General features: G+C 39.9%; 18 protein-coding genes. 12 read left to right on the forward strand and 6 right to left on the reverse strand.

Going from position 1 to position 20477, the window contains the following annotated elements:
• Window positions 1-94: 94 nt before the first annotated feature.
• Window positions 95-640: a hypothetical protein gene (locus ACQKEV_RS01550; protein ID WP_427442697.1), complete on the reverse strand. Its 546-nt coding sequence runs from the start codon at window positions 638-640 to the stop codon at window positions 95-97.
• A gap of 718 nt (window positions 641-1358) precedes the next feature.
• Here ACQKEV_RS01550 and ACQKEV_RS01555 point away from each other — a divergent pair.
• The 6 genes from ACQKEV_RS01555 (at window position 1359) to ACQKEV_RS01580 (ending at window position 8862) form a co-directional block, all read left to right on the forward strand.
• Window positions 1359-5186, forward strand: coding sequence for an AAA domain-containing protein (locus ACQKEV_RS01555; protein ID WP_427442699.1), 3828 nt, complete (start codon window positions 1359-1361; stop codon window positions 5184-5186).
• A gap of 5 nt (window positions 5187-5191) precedes the next feature.
• The gene (locus ACQKEV_RS01560) at window positions 5192-6001 is read left to right on the forward strand and encodes a hypothetical protein (RefSeq protein ID WP_427442701.1); all 810 of its coding nucleotides are present in this window, start codon (window positions 5192-5194) and stop codon (window positions 5999-6001) included.
• Window positions 5998-6453 (forward strand): HIT family protein, encoded by a 456-nt coding sequence (locus tag ACQKEV_RS01565; RefSeq protein WP_427442703.1) that lies wholly within the window; start codon window positions 5998-6000, stop codon window positions 6451-6453. Before ACQKEV_RS01560 ends, ACQKEV_RS01565 begins: the two co-directional genes overlap by 4 nt.
• Before the next feature lie 271 nt (window positions 6454-6724).
• Window positions 6725-7861, forward strand: a complete 1137-nt coding sequence (gene dnaN / locus ACQKEV_RS01570) for a DNA polymerase III subunit beta (protein WP_427442705.1) — start codon at window positions 6725-6727, stop codon at window positions 7859-7861.
• 141 nt (window positions 7862-8002) lie between these two features.
• Window positions 8003-8212 (forward strand): hypothetical protein, encoded by a 210-nt coding sequence (locus ACQKEV_RS01575; RefSeq protein ID WP_427442706.1) that lies wholly within the window; start codon window positions 8003-8005, stop codon window positions 8210-8212.
• The gene (locus ACQKEV_RS01580) at window positions 8209-8862 is read left to right on the forward strand and encodes a hypothetical protein (protein ID WP_427442708.1); all 654 of its coding nucleotides are present in this window, start codon (window positions 8209-8211) and stop codon (window positions 8860-8862) included. Before ACQKEV_RS01575 ends, ACQKEV_RS01580 begins: the two co-directional genes overlap by 4 nt.
• A gap of 258 nt (window positions 8863-9120) precedes the next feature.
• Here the strand turns inward: ACQKEV_RS01580 and ACQKEV_RS01585 are convergent, their stop codons facing one another.
• The 4 genes from ACQKEV_RS01585 to ACQKEV_RS01600 form a co-directional block, all read right to left on the reverse strand.
• Window positions 9121-9378, reverse strand: coding sequence for a helix-turn-helix domain-containing protein (locus ACQKEV_RS01585; protein WP_427442710.1), 258 nt, complete (start codon window positions 9376-9378; stop codon window positions 9121-9123).
• Window positions 9375-9995: a sigma-70 family RNA polymerase sigma factor gene (locus tag ACQKEV_RS01590; RefSeq protein WP_427442712.1), complete on the reverse strand. Its 621-nt coding sequence runs from the start codon at window positions 9993-9995 to the stop codon at window positions 9375-9377. The genes ACQKEV_RS01585 and ACQKEV_RS01590 overlap by 4 nt, the downstream gene beginning before the upstream one ends.
• 75 nt (window positions 9996-10070) lie before the next feature.
• Window positions 10071-10229 carry a YvrJ family protein gene (locus ACQKEV_RS01595; RefSeq protein WP_427442714.1) on the reverse strand — a complete coding sequence of 53 codons (159 nt, stop codon included), beginning with the start codon at window positions 10227-10229 and terminating at the stop codon, window positions 10071-10073.
• 175 nt (window positions 10230-10404) lie between these two features.
• The gene (locus tag ACQKEV_RS01600) at window positions 10405-11367 is read right to left on the reverse strand and encodes a S8 family peptidase (protein ID WP_427442716.1); all 963 of its coding nucleotides are present in this window, start codon (window positions 11365-11367) and stop codon (window positions 10405-10407) included.
• Between the two features lie 313 nt (window positions 11368-11680).
• On the opposite strand from ACQKEV_RS01600, the gene ACQKEV_RS01605 reads away from it, so the two are divergent.
• Window positions 11681-13702 carry a penicillin-binding transpeptidase domain-containing protein gene (locus ACQKEV_RS01605; RefSeq protein ID WP_427442718.1) on the forward strand — a complete coding sequence of 674 codons (2022 nt, stop codon included), beginning with the start codon at window positions 11681-11683 and terminating at the stop codon, window positions 13700-13702.
• Between the two features lie 83 nt (window positions 13703-13785).
• Here the strand turns inward: ACQKEV_RS01605 and ACQKEV_RS01610 are convergent, their stop codons facing one another.
• Window positions 13786-14859, reverse strand: coding sequence for an NAD(P)/FAD-dependent oxidoreductase (locus ACQKEV_RS01610; protein ID WP_427442719.1), 1074 nt, complete (start codon window positions 14857-14859; stop codon window positions 13786-13788).
• A 148-nt stretch (window positions 14860-15007) separates the two neighbouring features.
• Here ACQKEV_RS01610 and ACQKEV_RS01615 point away from each other — a divergent pair, with 148 nt between their 5' ends.
• The 5 genes from ACQKEV_RS01615 to ACQKEV_RS01635 all read left to right on the forward strand — a co-directional run bounded on the left by ACQKEV_RS01615 (window position 15008) and on the right by ACQKEV_RS01635 (window position 20331).
• Window positions 15008-15799: an ABC transporter ATP-binding protein gene (locus ACQKEV_RS01615; protein ID WP_427442721.1), complete on the forward strand. Its 792-nt coding sequence runs from the start codon at window positions 15008-15010 to the stop codon at window positions 15797-15799.
• 6 nt (window positions 15800-15805) lie between these two features.
• Window positions 15806-16735, forward strand: coding sequence for an ABC transporter substrate-binding protein (locus tag ACQKEV_RS01620; protein ID WP_427442723.1), 930 nt, complete (start codon window positions 15806-15808; stop codon window positions 16733-16735).
• Between the two features lie 3 nt (window positions 16736-16738).
• Complete coding sequence (locus tag ACQKEV_RS01625) at window positions 16739-17749, forward strand: FecCD family ABC transporter permease (protein WP_427442724.1); 1011 nt, start codon at window positions 16739-16741, stop codon at window positions 17747-17749.
• Window positions 17746-18753, forward strand: a complete 1008-nt coding sequence (locus ACQKEV_RS01630) for a FecCD family ABC transporter permease (protein WP_427442726.1) — start codon at window positions 17746-17748, stop codon at window positions 18751-18753. Before ACQKEV_RS01625 ends, ACQKEV_RS01630 begins: the two co-directional genes overlap by 4 nt.
• A gap of 729 nt (window positions 18754-19482) precedes the next feature.
• A complete protein-coding gene (locus tag ACQKEV_RS01635) occupies window positions 19483-20331 on the forward strand; it encodes a hypothetical protein (protein ID WP_427442730.1) in 849 nt (282 codons plus the stop codon).
• The last annotated feature ends 146 nt before the right edge of the window (window positions 20332-20477 follow it).

The following is a 20477-nucleotide window of genomic DNA, read 5'->3' on the forward strand; positions in this document are numbered from 1 at the left end:
TCCATTTGAAAAAGTATTAAAACCATAAAAGAGACATTCAATTTGAAGATAATTGAATGTCTCTTTTTGTTATGCCTATATTCTATTGACAGAGTCAGGCAGTATGTCTGTTTGGGCGTGGCCAGATAAAGTAACTCAATGTTATCAGGAAATCAAGACCGACTACAAGTGACCATACGCGAATAAGTTGTCCGAAAGCCTCTGTTCTTTCGGCATTTCCAATTAAATTAGTTAATAAGAACAATAAACCAGTACCGATCATGAAGGCGAGTAGATGTCGTAACCAATTAACGAAATCAAGTTTAGCAAATGCCATTCCCGTCTTTTTGCCCGGTTTTTTCTTCGTTTTGAGAAAGTAAAAACAAAACTGATCATCAGCCCATCGAATCATCGATTTACCGTAAGCAATGGAAATACCGATATAGATAGCAGCAATTCCGTGGGCCATTGTGGCAGTTGATCCTCGGTACATATCGTATCCCGTTAAACCAAGTAATGCCAAATCCACTAAAGGGGTCATTGTAAATAGGACTAACCCAAGTGTTTCTTTTTTGCCTATATAGCGAGCGACAAGACCACTGACTATAAAAACCCAAAATAATATTTCACAGATAACAATAGCCCAAGCAATTCCATTCATAAGTGCACCTCTTCTTTATTAAGTACGTCTGTATTAATTAAAATATACCATCGCTTTTCATTGTAAAAAAGAGGAAATTTTAAGTCATCTAACACCTTAATCAAGTCTCCAAACGGTAATATGATTTAACTTCTTAGAAGTCTGTTCAATATAAACAGGGCGGGTACCGTCACGAAGACTCCTGTGGGAATAGCTTGAGCTGAAGACCCCGGATTTTTTGTGGAACGAAGACTTAGTTCGCCACTTCGTGTGGCGACGTCTTCGTGACCAACATCCTGTTGGCCCGAGGAGTCAGAAGCCAAGCCCACGGAAAGCGAAGTGACGGTACCTGCCCCGTTTTTATATACAATTTTAATGAGTCGAAATCAAGTTTGTCTTCAGCTGCTTAAAGACTTCAAAAAAGTTTCGTTGGAGTATTAACCAGTTTCGTTGGAAATCTTCATGATTTGGTTGAACAAATCACAAATTTAGTTGGAATGGTAAAAATATGGAAACCTCAAAGTGAGCGTCACTAACAGAAAAGGCTTTTGGCTGTAGCGAAAAGCAGTAATAGGGGTTTATTCAAAAATAAGAATTTAAGCATCTTCAGTCACCTTTCTGGTTAGTCGAAGACGGACAATTCTTTCTTTAACCGAATTGAATTCCTACGTCGATTTGAACATGGATTTCCGATACAATGGAAAGATGAGTTTTTAATGGGCAGGGGGTGAATGTAGCGGTGAGTGTAAAAGTAAGTGAGATCACGCGGTGTAACTTGGCGGTGAGCAGCCGGTTTAAGAAAAATAAACAGAAATTGGCTGAAGAGATGACGAACTTGTTGAATGTGTCTCCAGTTGTAGACGTTCATATGGAACGCCTTTCAGATGGTCAGACGAATCAAAAACGAGTGTCTTTATATATTGAAACCGAAGCAGTCGAGGGGACGCCAGTCATGGAGTGCGAATGGATTGGTAACGGACTTGAGGTTGTTCATTTCTATATAACGAAAAAGCGACTTCAGTTAGGAAATAACCGTCATTTGCAGATGAGGATGGCGTTTGATCGCAAAGGTTTAGTGTCTACAGAAATGACGCTCTCACTATACCGGATTATTCAGGCTCTACCCATCGCTTCCGACCGATCGGAGTATGTGAAAAAACGGATTTCCAGCTGGGAATCATATCTACGGGTGATGGAACGGAACGCAGATGTAGAAAGGCTCGAAATTGGTATACGGAGTGCAAGGTTAAGCTTGGATTTCCGTAAAGTCACATTTGAACTTCATAAACTGCCGAATGGCTTTGATAAGTTCTACAAAAAATCGGCGGTTAAATTAGTCGAGACAAACCAAAGCCTTGGGAATGTCGTACAAGTGCAAATGGGCAAACGTTCTATTGATATTGAACTGACCAGGGATCTTCAGGAAAAGGCACGAACAGGGAAATGGCGAGTGCCGGCAAACGGCAAACTTGCATTCGATAATGTGGCAGAGATGGCGCAAATCAATCGTTTGAAAGATGGGTTTAAGCGTCTAGAAAACGGCTGGGCGGTAAATCCGAACCTTGAAAAGCTATTATTTGAGAAGCGTCCAACTGTTCGAAAAGGGAAGGTACCGGAGGACTTATCCTTCAAGCAAAATCTGAATGAATTTCAACGCCAGGCAGTGGAAGGTGCGATTGCCGCACAAGATCTCTATGTCATACAAGGGCCTCCTGGAACAGGGAAGACAACAGTTATTTCTGAGATTTGCTATCAGCATGCGAAGATGGGATTGAAAACACTCGTCGCTTCACAATCGAATTTAGCGGTCGATAATGCACTGGGCAAATTACTGACGGACCAGGACATTCGAATTTTACGAATTGGTCGAAGTGAAAGCATCGAGGAAGAGGGCCAGCGTTTTGTTGAAGAACAAGTGGCTCTTTACTGGAAGCAACAGACGCTTTTGTCGATCCAGACACATGTAAATCAGTTTGAAAAAGAGGAGCAGGTCTTACTTGCTTCTATTAAACATACCGAAACAACGTTAGAAAAACTAAAAGCTGAAATAGCGGCCCTTGAAACAAAGAAAATAGAAAAGATTCAAGCCAAGGAAAATTTGAACAGACTTCAGCTCGAAATGAATTCTAGCCAGTTATCCGTTCAAGAGTTGAAACGGAAAAAAGATCAGTTTGATTTTCAATTGACGATGAGTCAGGACATTTTTGAGGACGCAGAAAGCAGATATGAACGATTCAATGATCAAGTCGCGCGTTTTTCAGGGACGGGTGAATTTGCTAAGTTACAAGCTAAACTCAATGATGAGCTTCAAGTACTTCAAAAACAGTTAGCGTATTTACAAACAACAACGTCACTTCAACAGAAAAGAAACGCGCAACAAGAAACTGCGGATCAACTGAAGAAGGCTTCTACTCAACAAGAGATCTTAGACCGCATAGCCAAGCACCTGCCAAATGTTAAGAAAATTCCTGAGCTACAAACTTTGATTGGCAACGAATCCTGGGCTAGTTCGGCTGAAATTAACGGCATACTTCATCAAATGGAACAGTTGCGTAGGGACTATCAAGCGTCCATTCAAGCAGGAAATCATTCTGAAATGGATGAAACGTTGAATAAAGCCATTATGTATGCCGAACAACAATTGATTGCGCATCAATACAATATGAAGATGCTCGCAAAGAAAATTACCATGATGCCGAATGTGGTTGGGGGTAAGCTTGAAGATCGATATGTAAAAAAAGTGGTTGACGCATTTCGCGATTATGCCAAACAAAAGAACGCTTTCCGTGAGCCGTTAAACCAAGCAGACCGACAAAAACTGTCTGCTATATATGAACATATGGTGGTCCTAAAAGCATCCAGAAATACTAGATTAACACGCGGTGTTACACAAGGGAACGAGCAAATAAAGAATGAAATATTGACTTCATTTGAACAGTTGAAAGAAGTCGTAGGACAGGCTCTTGTAAAACGCCAGCAAGAATTAGCTGAAGAAAAGACTTTATTGAAGACAAAACTTCCTGATCTGGATGAAGAAATTGCTTCTTATGAAAAGACCCTTTCTGATATGCGTGAAACGGGTCCCAATCAAGAAACGCTTTCTCCAATGGTCGAACTAGAAAAGGCTCTTACGGATAAAAAATCAGAGCTGGAACAGTTGGGAACAGAAGAGAGCTACCTGGAAGGATTGGTTCAAGCAGCATCCAACCAACAAGGGGTACTGCAAAAACGAGAACATGAAATGACCCAAATCCAACAGTCAATGGATGAACTTGAACAAAAATTGACGATGGAACAGTTGAAACAAACAAACATCAATAAAGAAGTAGTCGAATTAGAAGAAATCGTCCGTATCGATATAGATGCTTTATTGAACGAAGTGAACTCGAACTTCGAGAAAACGTCAACTCAATTAATCGAATTAAAACGTAAAGAAACGTTCCTGAACGTGTCAAACGACATTCGTCTTGAGTGGCAGGATATGCTCGGGCAATCGACGACTTACGATATGGATGAAATCAAAAAATTATATATCCAGTACGCCAATGTAATCGGTGTGACCTGTTCGATTTCAGCAAGTAAGGATTTCGTGACTCAGTATCCTGATTTTGATGTCGTCATTATTGATGAAGTATCAAAAGCGACACCACCGGAATTACTGTTGCCGATGCTGAAAGGGAAGAAAATCATTTTAGTTGGCGATCATCATCAACTGCCTCCTTTGGTTGGCCAGGACACAATGGATGAAGTGCTTGAAGATATGACTGATGCGAAAGAGAAAGCCGATTTGAAGTCGATTTTGAAGGAATCCATTTTTGAACGATTGTTTAATGATTTGCCTGAAGACAGCAAGGCGACGCTGCGCATTCAATACCGGATGCATGAGCACATCATGGAAACCATCAATCCGTTTTACCAAGAAAACAATTACGGATTGGAATGTGGTCTTGTAGATTCAAACAAGGATCGGGATCATTTGCTGGATGGCAAGCTGTTCAAACGAGGACAGCACATCATCTGGTATGATATGCCGAATGAACAAGGGTATCTTGAGGAGCGGGAGCAGCATAGTCGCAGCTATTATAATGCTGCTGAGCTGAAACAAATCCGTGAATTGTTGCTGGATTTAAATCAGGCTACCGCTCAAGCGAAAAACGATGGGCGTTTGGATGAAACGGTGAAGAAAAAAGTAGGCGTCATCAGTTTTTACGGTGAACAAGTGAAAAAAGTAGATCGTCTTCTGAGCCAGGAACTAGATCTGCCTCATTTGCATTGCCGGACAGGGACGGTCGATAAATTCCAGGGGATGGAGATGGATGTCATCATCCTGAGCTTCGTTCGTAATCATCACCAGAAAGACGGTAACATTGGCTTCTTGAAGGATTATCGCCGATTGAACGTTGCTCTTTCGCGTGCACGCGAACTTCTTATGATAGTTGGCAGTGCGGATATGTTCACGAAAAAAGCACATGGGGAATCCCAAAAAGCCATGTTCCAACACGTGTTGAAAGTCGTGGATAAATACGAAGGACTGAAACAGTTGGAAACTAACACAGGCAGGAAGTGATTTTTGTGAGCAAACAACTTGATACTGAAATGTCGAAAGTATCAGCCATATTGTTGGAACAACGCCATCTCCGGTTGCTTGGAAGCGAGCGGTGGGCATTTCCACTTCAGCTTGCGATCATTCAAATGACAACGGGCATTCGAAGTCAAATGGATGTATTAATGAAAATGATCTTAAAGATTTTAGGGAAACTGGACGTTAAACATGCTACGGAAATCAGTGAATTGCTGGCAGTAGAAAGCATTTTTGTCGAGCATATGTTAAAGCTGATGATGCAAAATCAGATGGTTGAGTTAAATGAGGGTTTCTACCGGCTGACCAACATGGGGATGGAACAACTGAAAGTAGGAACGTTCGTGCATGATTCCATGGAGGAAGAAGTCGAAATTGCATATAGTCCCTACCACAACGAAGCACTAATTCGAGATACCAATCAACCCCCTGTAGAGGCAGACGATCAATTGACTGATTATCGGTTTGCGGAAGATATCGTTCATGTTGATGTGACCGAACTGAAAGACTCGCAAATCATACAGATCATTGAAGACTCGGGTTATGAATTTATCGTGGAGAACGGCCAAAAACAGATTGAAGAAATTAAATTGATTGAGATGCAAGAAACGTTGCAAGTAGTGTGTTTCGAATTTCATATGCATGACACTACGGAAGACTCCGTCTTTATACGTGTCTGGAATACATGGACAGGCCAATTCGATGTAGCATTTGAAACAGAACTCAATCAGAAAGAAGCAAGTCGCCTGAGCAAACACTACTTTGATCAGTCGAAATCTATTACAAATGAGGTGAACGAATGACAGTTGATCATAGACATGAGAGCTCGGATTGTCTGGGCTGCACTTTGGCAAATAAAGATTTACCCGTACAAGTGGTTTTTGAAGATGAGTTCGTTTGTTGTATTTTAGACCACGACCCTTTTAACGAAGGGCATACTTTAATTTTGCCTAAGAAACATTTTCGTTTTGTAGATGAATTTGATACCGAGACGGCAAACGCCATAATGAAAGCAGCTCAATTAATGTCTAAGGCAATTAAGAAAATTTACCAACCTGATGGGATAACAGTTTGTCAAAACGGCGGAACAATCGATGATTTGACTCATTACCACATGCACGTCGTGCCAAGGTATGAAAATCAATCATTTGCTAGTTTCTTCACAGAAGACCCTTGGGACAACGAGGATCTTAAAAAGAAACTACCAAATACACGCAATGAATTAGTAAAAGTGATTAGTGAGTTACTAGCTTAAATCTTAATATGCATTCGTCTAAAATATTATCTATCTGACCGCTGAATTTACATTTTCAGCGGTCTTTTGCTTGTTTACAAGTAGTTAATGATGAAAGAAATAATTGTCGCGGTTCGACATGAAGTGACAAAAAGTTGAGTGGTTAGGCTATACAATAAAAAGACAGATCGATTTAAAAAAGAAATTAAATTAATCATTTCAATCCAGTAATCATCATCGTAATACTTACTAATGTTCAATTTTTAAAAATACTTACAAGTGAGGTATCATCATGAAATTTGAAATCAAGCGTGATCGATTATTAGATGGGTTAAATGATGTGATGAAAGCAGTAAGTTCTAAAACAACAATCCCTATTTTGACTGGGATTAAATTCGACCTAACTGCAGCGGGGTTGTATATAACGGGTAGTGATTCCGATATAACAATTCAAACTTTTATTAAAGCCGAAGAAAATGGCGAACAGGTTATCAATATTTTTGAAATTGGAACGATTGTGGTACAAGCTAGGATGTTCAATGAGATTATACGAAAACTGCCTACAAATGCTGTTGAAATTGAAGTCAATGGGCAAAATCGGACGCATATTCGTTCAGGTAAATCAGAATTTCATTTAATCGGATTAGATGCTTCTGATTATCCCTTACTTCCAGATATTCAAGATGACCAACAGTTTAGCCTTCCAGCAGACCTACTAAAATCTACTATTCGTGAAACCGTATTTGCAGTCTCTACATCAGAAAGCCGGCCGGTATTGACTGGTGTTCACTGGCAAATTAAAAGTGGAGAACTTGAATGCTTAGCGACGGACAGTCACCGTTTGGCTCGTCGGAAAGTTAGGTTACAGCAGCTGCCTGAAGCAGAGTTCAGCGTAGTAATTCCAGGAAAAAGCTTAATCGAATTAAATAAAGTCATTGCGGATTCTTCCCAGCCTGTACATATTGTGATGACGAAACAGCAAGTGTTGTTTAAAACAGAAGGTATACTATTTTATTCGCGATTATTGGAAGGGAATTATCCAGACACATCCCGGTTGATTCCAAGCGATTATCATACGACCATCACACTTGATGGAAAGGCTTTACTTCAAGCAATTGATCGTGCTTCCTTACTTGCACGTGAAGAACGTAATAATATTGTCCAATTTTCTTCATTGGGTGGAAACATTATTGAGATATCCTCTAGCTCACCAGAAGTAGGACAAGTTGAAGAAGAAATTGAGGCAACTTCTATTGAAGGAGAAGAAATGAAAATCTCTTTCAGTGCGAAGTATATGATGGATGCATTAAAAGCTTTTGGAGGGCACGATATAAGAATTCAATTTACCGGAGCAATGCGTCCATTTATATTGAACTCCGTTCACGATAAAGCTATTTTGCAACTAATAGTGCCTGTTCGAACTTATTAAAATTTAGAAATAACGAAACGAGTTGTGCTCTAGTCGCAGCTCGTTTTTTCTATTTACTAATAGCTTAGGAACAATTCATTCTACTACTCGTGGGATTTCAAGAAAATGAAGTACCTATTTTAAGTATAAGGAGAGATGAATATGAAAAACTTGAAAATAGAGTATATGGGTGGAACGTACACTGTAATTGAGCATGGGAAGGACCGATACCAGCTCGTTCGAATTATCGGAGAGTATGAAAATGAAGAAGCGGCAGAAAAGGATCAACTAGACATCCTATTGAAAATCAAGAAAGAGTATGAAGTGGAAGATGTCTATAAGTCAAATAAGATGGGAGTAATGAACGGATGAATGAGATGATGGATTTCATCGAGAAAATAGTAGATGCAGAACAATTAATTCATGGATTCGATTATGCAATCGTCTCGATAATCGTTCTTGACGAGGACTTTAAAACTTATTCTGTAGATGAATGGTATAACATGGATAGCTTGGCCTATTTTGAAACGGAACGATTGAAGAAGAATCACTTTCAAGCTTTTTTGGAATTATGGAAAGTGAGCAGGGATGGGAATGTGGGGATGGGAATCACCCCGACTCAGTATATCCGTAATGCCACATTCTATTTACCAAAAGTGAGAATCGATTTGAGTGCAGCTATTACATTTAGCCTTGGCGTTGTGGAAATATTAAGAGGAGAGTATGCTGGTCAATTCATGCTTTATTATTCAATGAAAACGAATGAAGAAGATTTGGTAGAAGCAGATGCACTTGATGAAATTCTTATGCTTAAACTTTATTTCCAATACACCAACCCACTTAATTACTATGACAAAGGCGTTGATTTCCTGATCAAGAACAAATGGGGCTACATCGAGCATTTGATTATGAATAAGAGAGAAGAAGTGAAAGCAAGGTTAAAGGAAATATCGGAATATCATGTAAGTGGTGGCGGTAGTCATCTATTGGAGAAGAATCAGAGGGAGGCTATAGGCAATTAGTGATGAGTGGACGGAAAGTCATCGCAAGTGGTCAGAAACACTCTGCGAGTGGATGAAAACCTATCGCCAGCGGTCAAAGAAACACAATGAGTGGACGGAAATGTATCCCGAATGGACGAAAACACGAAAACCACCATCTTAGTATAAACCTAGTACAAAAATTAATTAACTTCATCAAAAGACCTCCCATCAACTTAGAAAGGAGGAGTTTAGCACATGGTTGTGCTTTGTTGGCATCGCCAAAAAACTAGCCAATTATTATTGCTCATAATATTGAGCATCTTGTCCTTCTAAGAGGTCGAGCATTTGAAAATAGCCCGGAATGTTATCAACTTCATAATTTCGGATGCATTCCAGTAATTTGATTTTCAGTTCTTGGGACAAGTCTTCCCTGTGTTGCCATTTTGTCTGATGTAAAGAGCGATCAATTTTTGGAGCAAACAAATCAATGACAATGGCCAGTGAATTGTTGTCCGTTCTTGACTGCTTTACTAAGGTAAATAAACTTTCACTCATTTCTGCCCCTTCCTTCTCTGTTCGGTTTCTATTATCTCTCTAATCTTTCTTAATGCTTTTGTATGACTTTTGGAAACGGCTTGCTGGGTTTTATTCAGGCTTTCTGCGATTTCGGAATCGTTCAACCCGTAAATGTAAGCCAAACTCAGTACTTGCTGCTGATTTTCTGTGAGTGATTGAATCGCATGAAAAATCTCATAGCTTGTTAAATGGTCCCCAATAGTGGATGAAGCAATGAAAATGTCCGTGTTTTCCATGCTTTCTGAAGAACTTAGTAAATCAAGAAATGTTAATTCACCATCTTCTTTTAAAGGTCTGTCCAAAATTAACTTATACCGATCGGAAACCAAATTAACTTTCTTATCGTAATTGATTGCATTAAAATAAATGGTTTGTGATAAATAAGTGGTGAATCTGATGTTGAAGTAAAATTCCCTGAATGTATCATCTAATTTTTTCTTTAGTTCGGGAGTGGGTTGATTCCTGACTTCTTTCAACAATACAATATGTTCTGGAATTTCCAAGAAAGACTTGATGATAGGGTTTTGAAGGTGTTTTTTCAGTTTATCAAGGTAAATCTCAACACTTTGAGTATGATGATCGAATAACTCTTTCATCTAAATGACCTCCCGCAAAGAACGTTAGTTCGGTTAAGCGGTTAAAAAAATATAAAGAAATTACGATTCATTTTTTTATAAATAATCTTTGATGTCTTCATTCAACTTAAAAATGACATTTTCCAAATTTTCGATTTTTCTCTCAAATCGATAGAAAAGATAAATAGTGATGGCAATTGGAAATCCAAAATTACTTATTACTGTTGTCCATAATGGAACATCTACTGTACTCATGAAATATCCCCGCCTTCTTTATTTGTATTTATTTGATAAAGAAGATTGATGCGACTATTTCACAACTCCTTGGAAAAGTTTATTGAAAAATTATTACATTTATGAATAGAAATAGGTAAGCAACGAAAACAATTGCAAATACAGATGCCTTTTAGTCAAAGGCATCTGCTATTACTTATATTGAAACCAGTGATTCTACTCTTTGTTGATCGAAAACTGTTTTAATATAATCCGGAAGGGTCAAATAAACTAAACCATTTCCTTCGATATAAGGTGAATTGCCAAGTGGTACTGTCCGCTTAATCAATTGGGCATACAATTCGGGAACAGTTAGTTCTCTTTGAAATGATGCATTCGCCATTACTTTGATCAAGGCCAATGCGCCAGATACATGAGGCGTCGCCATTGAAGTGCCGCTTAAAGTCGCGTAAGTTCCATTGAGATAAGTGGAAGTTACTTTTTCACCAGGCGCAACCAAATCAACTTGGTTATTGGAATTGGTAAATTCAGAAGACTCTCTTTCCATATTAACTGCCCCAACGCTTATTACTTCGTTGTAACAGCCAGGATACCCCAGTTCGTCCGTCGAATCTTGACCGTCTCCTTCATTGCCTGCAGCACAGACAACAAGAATCTTTTGATTCACCGCTTCGATAATCGCTTCGTGAAGTTCTTTTACATCTGATGGTCCACCAAGAGACATTGAGATAATATCCACTTTTTGTTCAATTGCGTAATGAATGGCTTCGATGATCCAATCATACTGACCAGAACCATTTCTTCCGAGAACTTTCAGTATCAATAGACTTGCTTCCGGTGCAACGCCAACGACCCCCTGGTTATTAAGTGTTGCTGCAATTGTTCCGCTTACATGGGTTCCATGACCATTGTTATCCTCGAATCTCTCTGGATCCCCTTTGTAATCTTTCGTGAAATTACGTCCCCCGATGATACGATCTTTCAAGTCAGGGTGATTCGTATCGCACCCTGTATCCAGAATGGCGACGGTGACCCCTTTTCCTTTTGTTTCGTTCCAAATCTCAGGGGCTTGAATAATTTCGACCCCTTTTGGGATTTCATTTACCGTGTCCAGCTGCTCTACTACATGGTAAGGAATTAACTGTACAAAGTTTTTCACATTCTCCCTCCTCATTTTTTGGTAAGCGAAATCTGGATGTGTAATGATAGTACCAATTTTCTGAAAAGTTAAATAGATTCAAAGGTAGCATATATTGGTAGAAGATAATAGGTAATTAATAACAATATTTTACTATAAATTACTAATTATCTATGGTTTTCAAGTTTTCGACAAAAATCGTAACATTCTTTCCAGTTGAGAGTGTATCAAATAGAGGATTATTAAAAATAGAAGGTAGATTTTAACAAGATTAAGGGGAGTATGTTACCATAAATATACAAATACTCTAGATTTACAATAAGGAGGTTATGGAATGAAAAAGGGTTTGGGAGCTTTTATCGCATTCATGTGTATTGCCTTCTTCCTCACAGGCTGTCGCGATCAAGTGACACCCGAGGAACGGTTAAAGGAATACGTTGGTCATTGGAATAAAGGGGATTTCGATGCTATGTATAGCGGCTTCCTGAACAAAGAGACAAAAGATATATTTGGAGAGAAAGGTTTTGTCGAGCGACAGGAAAAACTGCAAACAGATTTAGGGATTAAAAATATAAAAGTAACCTATAACAAGCCTGAGAAGGATATAGAGTGGGACATAGAGAAACCAGCAAGTTTTCCAATACAAGTGAAAATGGATACAGCGGCTGGTCCGGTAACATTCGAGAAAACAATGAAGTTGGTGCACGAAACACATAATGAAAAAGAAAACTGGTTTGTGGAGTGGGATACTTCATTCATATTCCCAGAACTAGGAGAAAAGGATAAAATCAGAATTTCAACGCTCCCACCGGCACGTGGTGAAATTCTTGACCGCAACGGGCTACCAATTGCCATAAACGGCAAGGGCTATGAAATAGGGATCGAGCCTGGTAAATTCACGGATGATGCGAAAAAAGCAGAGCTGATTGAGCTGCTAGAAACAACGGAAAAGTACATTGAAGATCAGTTAAGCCAGAGTTGGGTAAAACCAGATCAATTCGTACCGATTGCTAAAGTAGCAAAAACGGATATGCCATTACTGGAAAAGTTGGCTGACATCCCAGGGGTCTCACGTAGGGAAACACCGATGCGTGAGTATCCATATGGTGAAGCACTTTCGCATTTAACCGGATTTATCGGTGTCATTACAGCGGAACAGTTGGAAAAACGTAAAGATGATGGATATACAGAAAGTGACTTCATTGGGCGACAAGGATTGGAAAGATTACTCGAAGATTGGCTACGGGGAGAAGCAGGAATCCGTATTTTCATTGATAAAGCCGAAGAAGGTGCGGAAGCAATAACGGTAGCCGAACAATCCGTCGTGGACGGGGAGACAGTTTCTTTGACGATTGATGCAGAACTGCAGAACGAAACGTATCAAGCGATGCGAGGCGAAGCGGGAACGAGTGCTGCGGTCGATCCTAGCACTGGAGAGACACTTGCTCTTGTCAGTTCTCCTGGTTTTAATCCATCCGAATTCATGCTAGGCATCAGTGGTGATCGATACAAGGAATTGGAAGAAAACCCGTTAAAACCATTATTCAATCGGTTCACAGCTGCTTATGCTCCAGGCTCTACATTGAAACCAATAACGGCAACAATTGGGTTGGAAGCAGGTACTCTGAATCCCGCTGAAGGAATAACAATAAAAGGAAAGACGTGGCAAAAAGATGCTTCCTGGGGGGACTACCGGGTAACGCGTGTCCATGATGAAGCACCTAATCCGATTGATTTGAATAAAGCACTTGTCTATTCGGATAATATTTACTTTGCGCAACAAGCTTTGGACATGGGCCGCGAGACATTTGTGGAAGGAATGAAACGTTTCGGTTTTGGTGAGGAAATTCCATTCTCTTATGGAATGAAGTCTTCCCAAATTTCAAATGATGGAACAATTGGTTCTCAAGGTCAACTTGCAGACACGTCATTTGGACAAGGCCAAATGTTGACGAACATTCTTCATCTTGCGTCGATGTATGAAGTCTTTTTAACAAACGGTGTCATGTATAAGCCAACTTTGTTTTTAGAAGAGGAAGACGCTCAAGTTTGGAAGGAAGGACTTATTAGTGCTGAAAATGCGGCGCTTATTCAAAAAAGTTTGCGAAACGTTGTGGTAGATGGCTTTGCACAGGCTGCCAATCTTCCTTCTATACCTCTTGCGGGAAAAACAGGTACGGCAGAACTGAAAGCAACTTCGGAAGAGAAAGGACAGGAAAACGGATTTTTTGTTACCTATAACTCCGAAAATAAGGCGTTCATTCTTGCAATGATGATTGAAGGAGTGGAAGATAACGATGGCAGTGCTTATGTAGCGGAGCTCGTGTCGAATGTCTTTGCACCATCTGAAGAATAATATGATGAAGAATAGAGAAGAAATAGAGTAGGCGCATTTATGCGCTTACTCTATTTAAATGGAATTTTATAAGTGGCACTGTTTTAGGAATGAACACTTTCTTTCAGCAACTCTTTTACGAGTTCTTTATTACGCGCTTTGAAAACATCATTATGGGAAGAGACCATAGCTACTTGATCTGCTTCTGGCTCTATATATTGTTTCGCTTTATTCACCGCATTCGCAGCATCATGAAAAGTACCGGCAATCAAGTTAAGTTTGCCATCATGTTTTAATATATCACCAGCTGCAAAAATACCTGGAATTGAGGATTCACTGTTTACGCTTCCAGCAATATAGTAACCATCAGCTAATTCTATATTTACTGAACTATTTTCAAGTAAAGCAATATCTTGTTCAAATCCATGGTTGATGACAATTTCATCCACGGACAAGTATTGTTTTTCACCTGTATGGGAATCGGTCAGTTCGACCGTTTCGATATGAGAATTGTCCCCAGAAGCAATCAATTTGGAAATGGACGTATGAAACAGGCAAACGGCATTGCTTTCAAAAAGCTTGGTAACCTGTGCCTCATGTCCAGTGAAATCACCTTTTCTGTAAACGACGATGACTTGTTTAGCAATCGGTGCAAGTTCATTGGCCCAGTCGATAGCCGAGTTCCCGCCACCAGAAATGATGACCTTTTTGTCTTTAAAGCGCATTAGCGATTTAATCGTGTAATTCAAGTTACTGACTTCAAATCGGTCAGCACCTTCTATTTGAAGTTTTTGTGGAGTAAGGATACCACTCCCGGTTGCCACGATAATTGTTTTGGTTATATGTTGTTCGTTTGTATTAGTAGTAATTTCGAATAGTTGATCCGCCCGCTGATGAATCGCCTCTACTTTTGTATTCACTACGACGGTTGGCTGGAACGTCAATCCTTGTTCCACCAGTTTCTCAATAAGCATCGCTCCTGGAAGTGGCGGGTGTCCGCCAACATCCCAAATCATTTTTTCGGGATAGACATGGATTTTGCCACCCAGTTGAGGTTGGAATTCAATGATCTTCGTTTTTAGTCCGCGGAGTCCGCTGTAAAAACTGGCATACAAACCTGCAGGGCCTCCACCAATGATCGTTACATCATACTCTTCTAAGTGCATTATTCTATTCATTCCTTCCTCAACTGGTAGTAAATCGCGTTTTCAAAATTTGTATATAGTGCTATTGACAGGTTTAGCTTACCCCATTATAGTTAGTTTGTAAATGATATTGATAATCGTTATCAGTAAACATACATAATTTATTGAAAGGAGGTTGAAAATGGTTCGGCTACAAGCGAAGGACTTACAAATCCAGTACGGGGAAAGAACGATTGTTGAAAACTTGACTGTTTCTATTCCGGATAAAAAAATCACCGTGATTATTGGTCCCAATGGCTGTGGGAAATCAACCTTATTGAAAGCAATGACTCGTATCATTCCTCATCAAAAGGGCTCCGTTGTTCTGGACGGCGAAAGCATCGTCAAAGAACCCACAAAACGACTGGCGCAGAAAATTGCTGTACTGCCTCAGACCCCAGAAAGTGCAGGCGCATTGACGGTTGGCGAATTGGTTTCATACGGACGGTTTCCACATCAGAATCGATTCGGAAGATTGACCAAGAAGGATTTAGAAATGATTGACTGGGCACTTGAAGTGACAGGAACTAAGTTTTTTAAGTCCCATCCCGTAGATTCACTATCTGGTGGGCAACGTCAGCGTGTGTGGATTGCCCTGGCCCTTGCTCAGGAAACCGATATGATTTTCCTGGACGAACCAACAACCTATCTGGATATGGCGCACCAACTGGAGATTCTTGAATTGCTGCAGCAGTTGAACGTTACAGAAAAGCGCACAATTGTGATGGTGCTACATGATTTGAATCATGCTGCCCGTTTTGCGGATTATATTATTGGCATGAAGTTTGGAAAAATTGTGAAGTCGGGTCCCAGTGAAGAAATTATCACGAAACCTGTTTTACGCGAACTGTTTCAAATCGATGCCGAAATTGGCGAAGACCCACGTACAGGAAAACCGATTTGCATTACCTATAATTTAGTAAGAGGAGATTGACATAAAATGAAAAAATACTCATACCTATTCATTGCACTACTTGCGATGTTTGTATTAGCTGCATGCGGCGGTAATAAAGAAGAAGGAAAATCTACATCTAAAGAAGGGGACTCTTCAGAACCATCAACCATTACGTATGAATCTGAAAATGGACCTGTCGAAGTACCAGCTGATCCACAACGTGTAATCGTGTTAGCATCTTTTGCAGGTAACGTTATGGCATTGGATGTTCCTCTAGTTGGAGTTGACTCTTGGTCGAAAATGAATCCACGCTTTGCAGATAAACTTGAAGGCGTTGAAGAAGTAACGGATGAAAACCTGGAGAAGATCATTGAAATGGATCCGGACTTAATTATCGGCCTTTCTAACATCAAAAATGTAGATAAACTGAATGAAATTGCACCAACTGTTACATTTACGTATGGAAAAGTAGACTACTTAACTCAGCACGTAGAAATCGGGAAATTACTTAATAAAGAAAAAGAAGCACAAGCTTGGGTAGACGATTTCAAAAAACGTACTCAAGAAGCAGGCGATGAAATCAAAGCGAAAATTGGCGAAGATGCGACTGTAACAGTAATTGAAAGCTTTGATAAAGACTTGTATGTATTCGGCGACAACTGGGGCCGCGGTACGGAAATCCTTTATCAGGAAATGGGTCTAGGCATGCCTGAGAAAGTAAAAGAAATGGCATTGAAAGATGGTTACTATGCATTATCAGCTGAAGTTTTACCTGAGTATGTTGGAGACTATTTAATCTTCAGCAAACATAAAGATGCAGACAATTCATTTGAAGGTACAGAAACGTTTAAGAATATCCCGGCAGTAAAAAACGACCAATTGTATACAGTAGATGCAATGGAGTTTTACTTTAACGATCCTTTGACATTGGATTATCAATTGGAATTCTTCAAAGAATCTTTCTTGGGGAACTAAATCATGTTTAATTATCGGCTTCAACGCATTCCTTATTCAATTAAACTGGGAATGAGTTTGATTCTGATGATCGTACTTTTCGGCATGGCGTTAGTTTTCGGAGCGGCCGATACGAGTGTGAAAGATGTACTATCTGCCTTACTATCCACTGCACCGAATAACCAAGCCATCATGTTGCGGGAAATACGTTTTCCGCGAGAAGTAGCCGCTGCCCTAATAGGCGCGGCTCTTGCTGTTTCAGGTGCTATTATTCAGGGGATGACTCGCAATCCGCTTGCCGACCCAGGTTTGCTCGGTTTGACTGCAGGTGCCAATGCGGCACTAGCGATTACGTTGGCATTTTGGCCATCGGTAAATTACTTTGGTGTGATGTTAGCGTGTTTTGCAGGAGCGGCTGTCGGAGCGATTCTCGTATTTGGATTCAGTTCGTTTCATCCAGAAGGCTTTACCACTTTACGAATCGTGCTTGCAGGAGCAACCATTTCAGCTTTTCTCTACGCGATTGCTGAAGGAATCGGACTCTATTTTAAAATATCGCAACAAGTCTCCATGTGGACTGCTGGAGGCATGGTCGGAACGACTTGGAACCAAGTACTATTGATTGCACCAATTGTTCTGGTCGGAATTGGCATTTCAATCATGTGTTCACGCCAATTAACCATTCTGTCTCTTAGTGAAGAAATGGCTCTTGGTCTTGGGCAACGTGTTCGATTGATCAAGTCCATATTGTTTGTACTCGTCATCATTTTGACAGGTGCGTCCGTAGCACTAGTCGGCAACTTAGCATTCTTCGGGCTGATGGTACCACATATAGTGCGGGCAATCGTCGGTACGGATTATCGTTTTGTGCTTCCGATGTCAGCCATACTTGGAGCGTCTTTCATGTTACTCGCGGATACCGTCGGACGTACAATTAACGCGCCGTATGAAACACCTGTGGCAGCTGTTGTTTCCATTATGGGCTTGCCATTCTTCTTGTACATTGTACGTAAAGGAGGGCGAAGCTTCTCATGATCGAAAAATCCATTATTCGTAAACAGCGAATACTGCTGATTGTCTTTTCATTTTTGATACTGGCAACTGCAGTGATTGGACTGGGACTCGGCTATTCATCCGTATCGTACGACCGCATTATCCCAACCTTACTTGGCCAAGGGGAATTCAAAGAAGAATTTGTGCTTTTCTCTGTTCGAATGCCGCGAATTGTCATAACGCTTCTGGCTGGAATGGCGCTCGCCTTATCAGGAGCTTTGCTGCAGGGAATTACCCGCAATGAATTGGCTGATCCCGGTATCATTGGAATCAATTCAGGTGCCGGTGTGGCAGTAGCGATTTTCTTTTTATACTTTCCAGCAGAAGCAGGTACATTCATTTATGTCTTGCCTTTGGTTGCATTTATCGGTGCATTGCTGACAGCGGGTATTATTTACCTGTTTTCCTATAGTCGAACGACTGGTATGGAACCGGTACGCCTTGTGTTAGTCGGTGTAGGTATGGCGATGGCGTTGTCAGGTGCCATGATTGTCATGATATCTTCAGCTGACCGAATCAAAGTTGATTTCATTGCACGATGGCTAGCCGGAGGTATTTGGGGAACAGATTGGCCGTTTGTCCTGGCGATTTTGCCTTGGCTGATTGTGCTGATTCCATTTGCTTTAATGAAAGCGAACCGCTTAAACATTCTAGGATTGGGTGAACCTGTCGCGATTGGCGTCGGTTTGTCCGTTCAAAAAGAACGAATTGTCCTGACACTCGCAGCCGTTGCACTTGCAGCGTCCGCTGTCTCCGTGACTGGTGGGATTTCATTCATTGGGTTGATGGCACCGCACATTGCACGTACACTCGTTGGTCCACGACACCAGCTATTTCTTCCACTGAGCTTACTGGTCGGTGGTTGGCTATTGCTAATTGCAGACACAATCGGTCGTAATATTATTGAGCAAAACGGACTTCCAGCAGGCGTCATGGTGGCATTAATCGGGGCACCTTATTTCATTTACCTGTTGACGAAGAAATAAATAATTCAACTTTCGTAGCATGAAAATACATTTACACAAGTAAATCCGACCTGAACGCAAAGACCCTGATGAAGTGAAGTTGTCACTTCGCCAGGGTCTTTCTCTTGGGCAATCCTGCCGTAGAACATCGGAATTTGATGTGCCCATGTTTAAGTGCTTTGGGTAACGAAAGATTCGACACCTAGTCTCGAGAAAACAACCTGCCAAAGATGTAATTTTGGCAGGTTTCTTCTTTTTTTATCCGTTTGTGCGAAGCTTATTTAGGAGAAACCGACTCTCAGTTGTAATAAATGGCGTTCACGTAGGAAAAATCGGCATTGACGTAGGAAAAATTGAGCTCCACGTAGGAAAAATCGACGTTCACGTTGTAAAAACATCTTTTGGCATGTACTTCTTCTAGGGAAAGCCACGCCTGCACCAGTGCCTTAGGTTTTTAAAAACCGAGGAGGCTGGCGTTTCATCCGCGGAAAGCGAAAGAAATAGCCGAACACCTTTTTTGGATTGAGTGCAGAAAATAAGAACACGAATTTTTATCCTGTTATATAAATTGATACTCTTTTTTAAATGAGAGCGAGAATGAATCTTGTTAAAGCTTTTCCCTGTTTCATTAAGTTCTTTGACAGTTAAATTAAACAGAAGAAAACACCTCATTCCATGGTAAAGTAGAGTTGTCGAACAACTACTACCAAATAGAAGAGGTGCTACCATTAGGGTAGGAGGTATGAGAAAATGAAAAATGATGAAAAAGTAATACAATTAAACGATATAACACTTGTTGGATTTTATGATACAGACGATGAATATGAGAAGGTGGATTATTTTAGAAACATAAATTTATTAGAAGAAAAATTAGGCATAACTATCAATGATAAATTTTATGTATTGTATGATGGTTCTAAAATGATGAATTTTATAGGAGTAAAAAAAGAAATTCCTACCTTAGATAACGATAAACTTGCAAACATTATAATTAAATCAGGAAAATATTTAAAAGTTATGAGCGAATTATATCTTCCGACTTTCCCTTATATTTATTTGACTTATAATGTATTTGGCGAGAATTCACTATATGGAAACGCCTCTTTTTTTGAGGAGTTTTCTATAAAAAACAACAATAGAAATGTATATTTTCCGGATGTAAATCCAAATGAACATTTAGATTGGAATGGGAATAAACCATTGTCCAATTCAAAAAAGATTGTTAATGAATTCATTCAGAACTTTATAATCAATGAACCAGGAAATTATATTTGGGAATCGCAATTTAGTATTGAAAATAGAACCGTAAGTGTAGATAAATTGAGAAATATTATTACTCCTTTGTTAAATACAACTGTTTATATCCTTTTTGAAAATGGAGATTCAAGTTTACCTATTTCTCACCGTAGAAGTGCAGTTTACAAGGTTAATTACAATGAAATAATCAATCATGAGTTTAAAATTAGACGTGGAGTTTCACCTAAGGATTTCTGTATTTTTGATAACACTTACTCTTGGTTTATTGTTTCATCGCATGAGGATCTAGACTTTAATGAAAACCATTATATAGCTGGCGGTAAAATACTCGGCTATATTTAACTCCCTGAGTGTTAAAGATCATATAGTTTGGAAAGAAGCCTTATTTTTCAATCGTAGTAGGTTGGAAAATTAGGCTTTTTCCATTCTAATTCCTTAAAGCGGCCTATCTGTATATTAATTAATAATCTCTTGTTATCAGTCTAAGA

The organism is Paenisporosarcina sp. NPDC076907 (assembly GCF_050269735.1).
Classification (GTDB): Bacteria; Bacillota; Bacilli; order Bacillales_A; family Planococcaceae; genus Paenisporosarcina.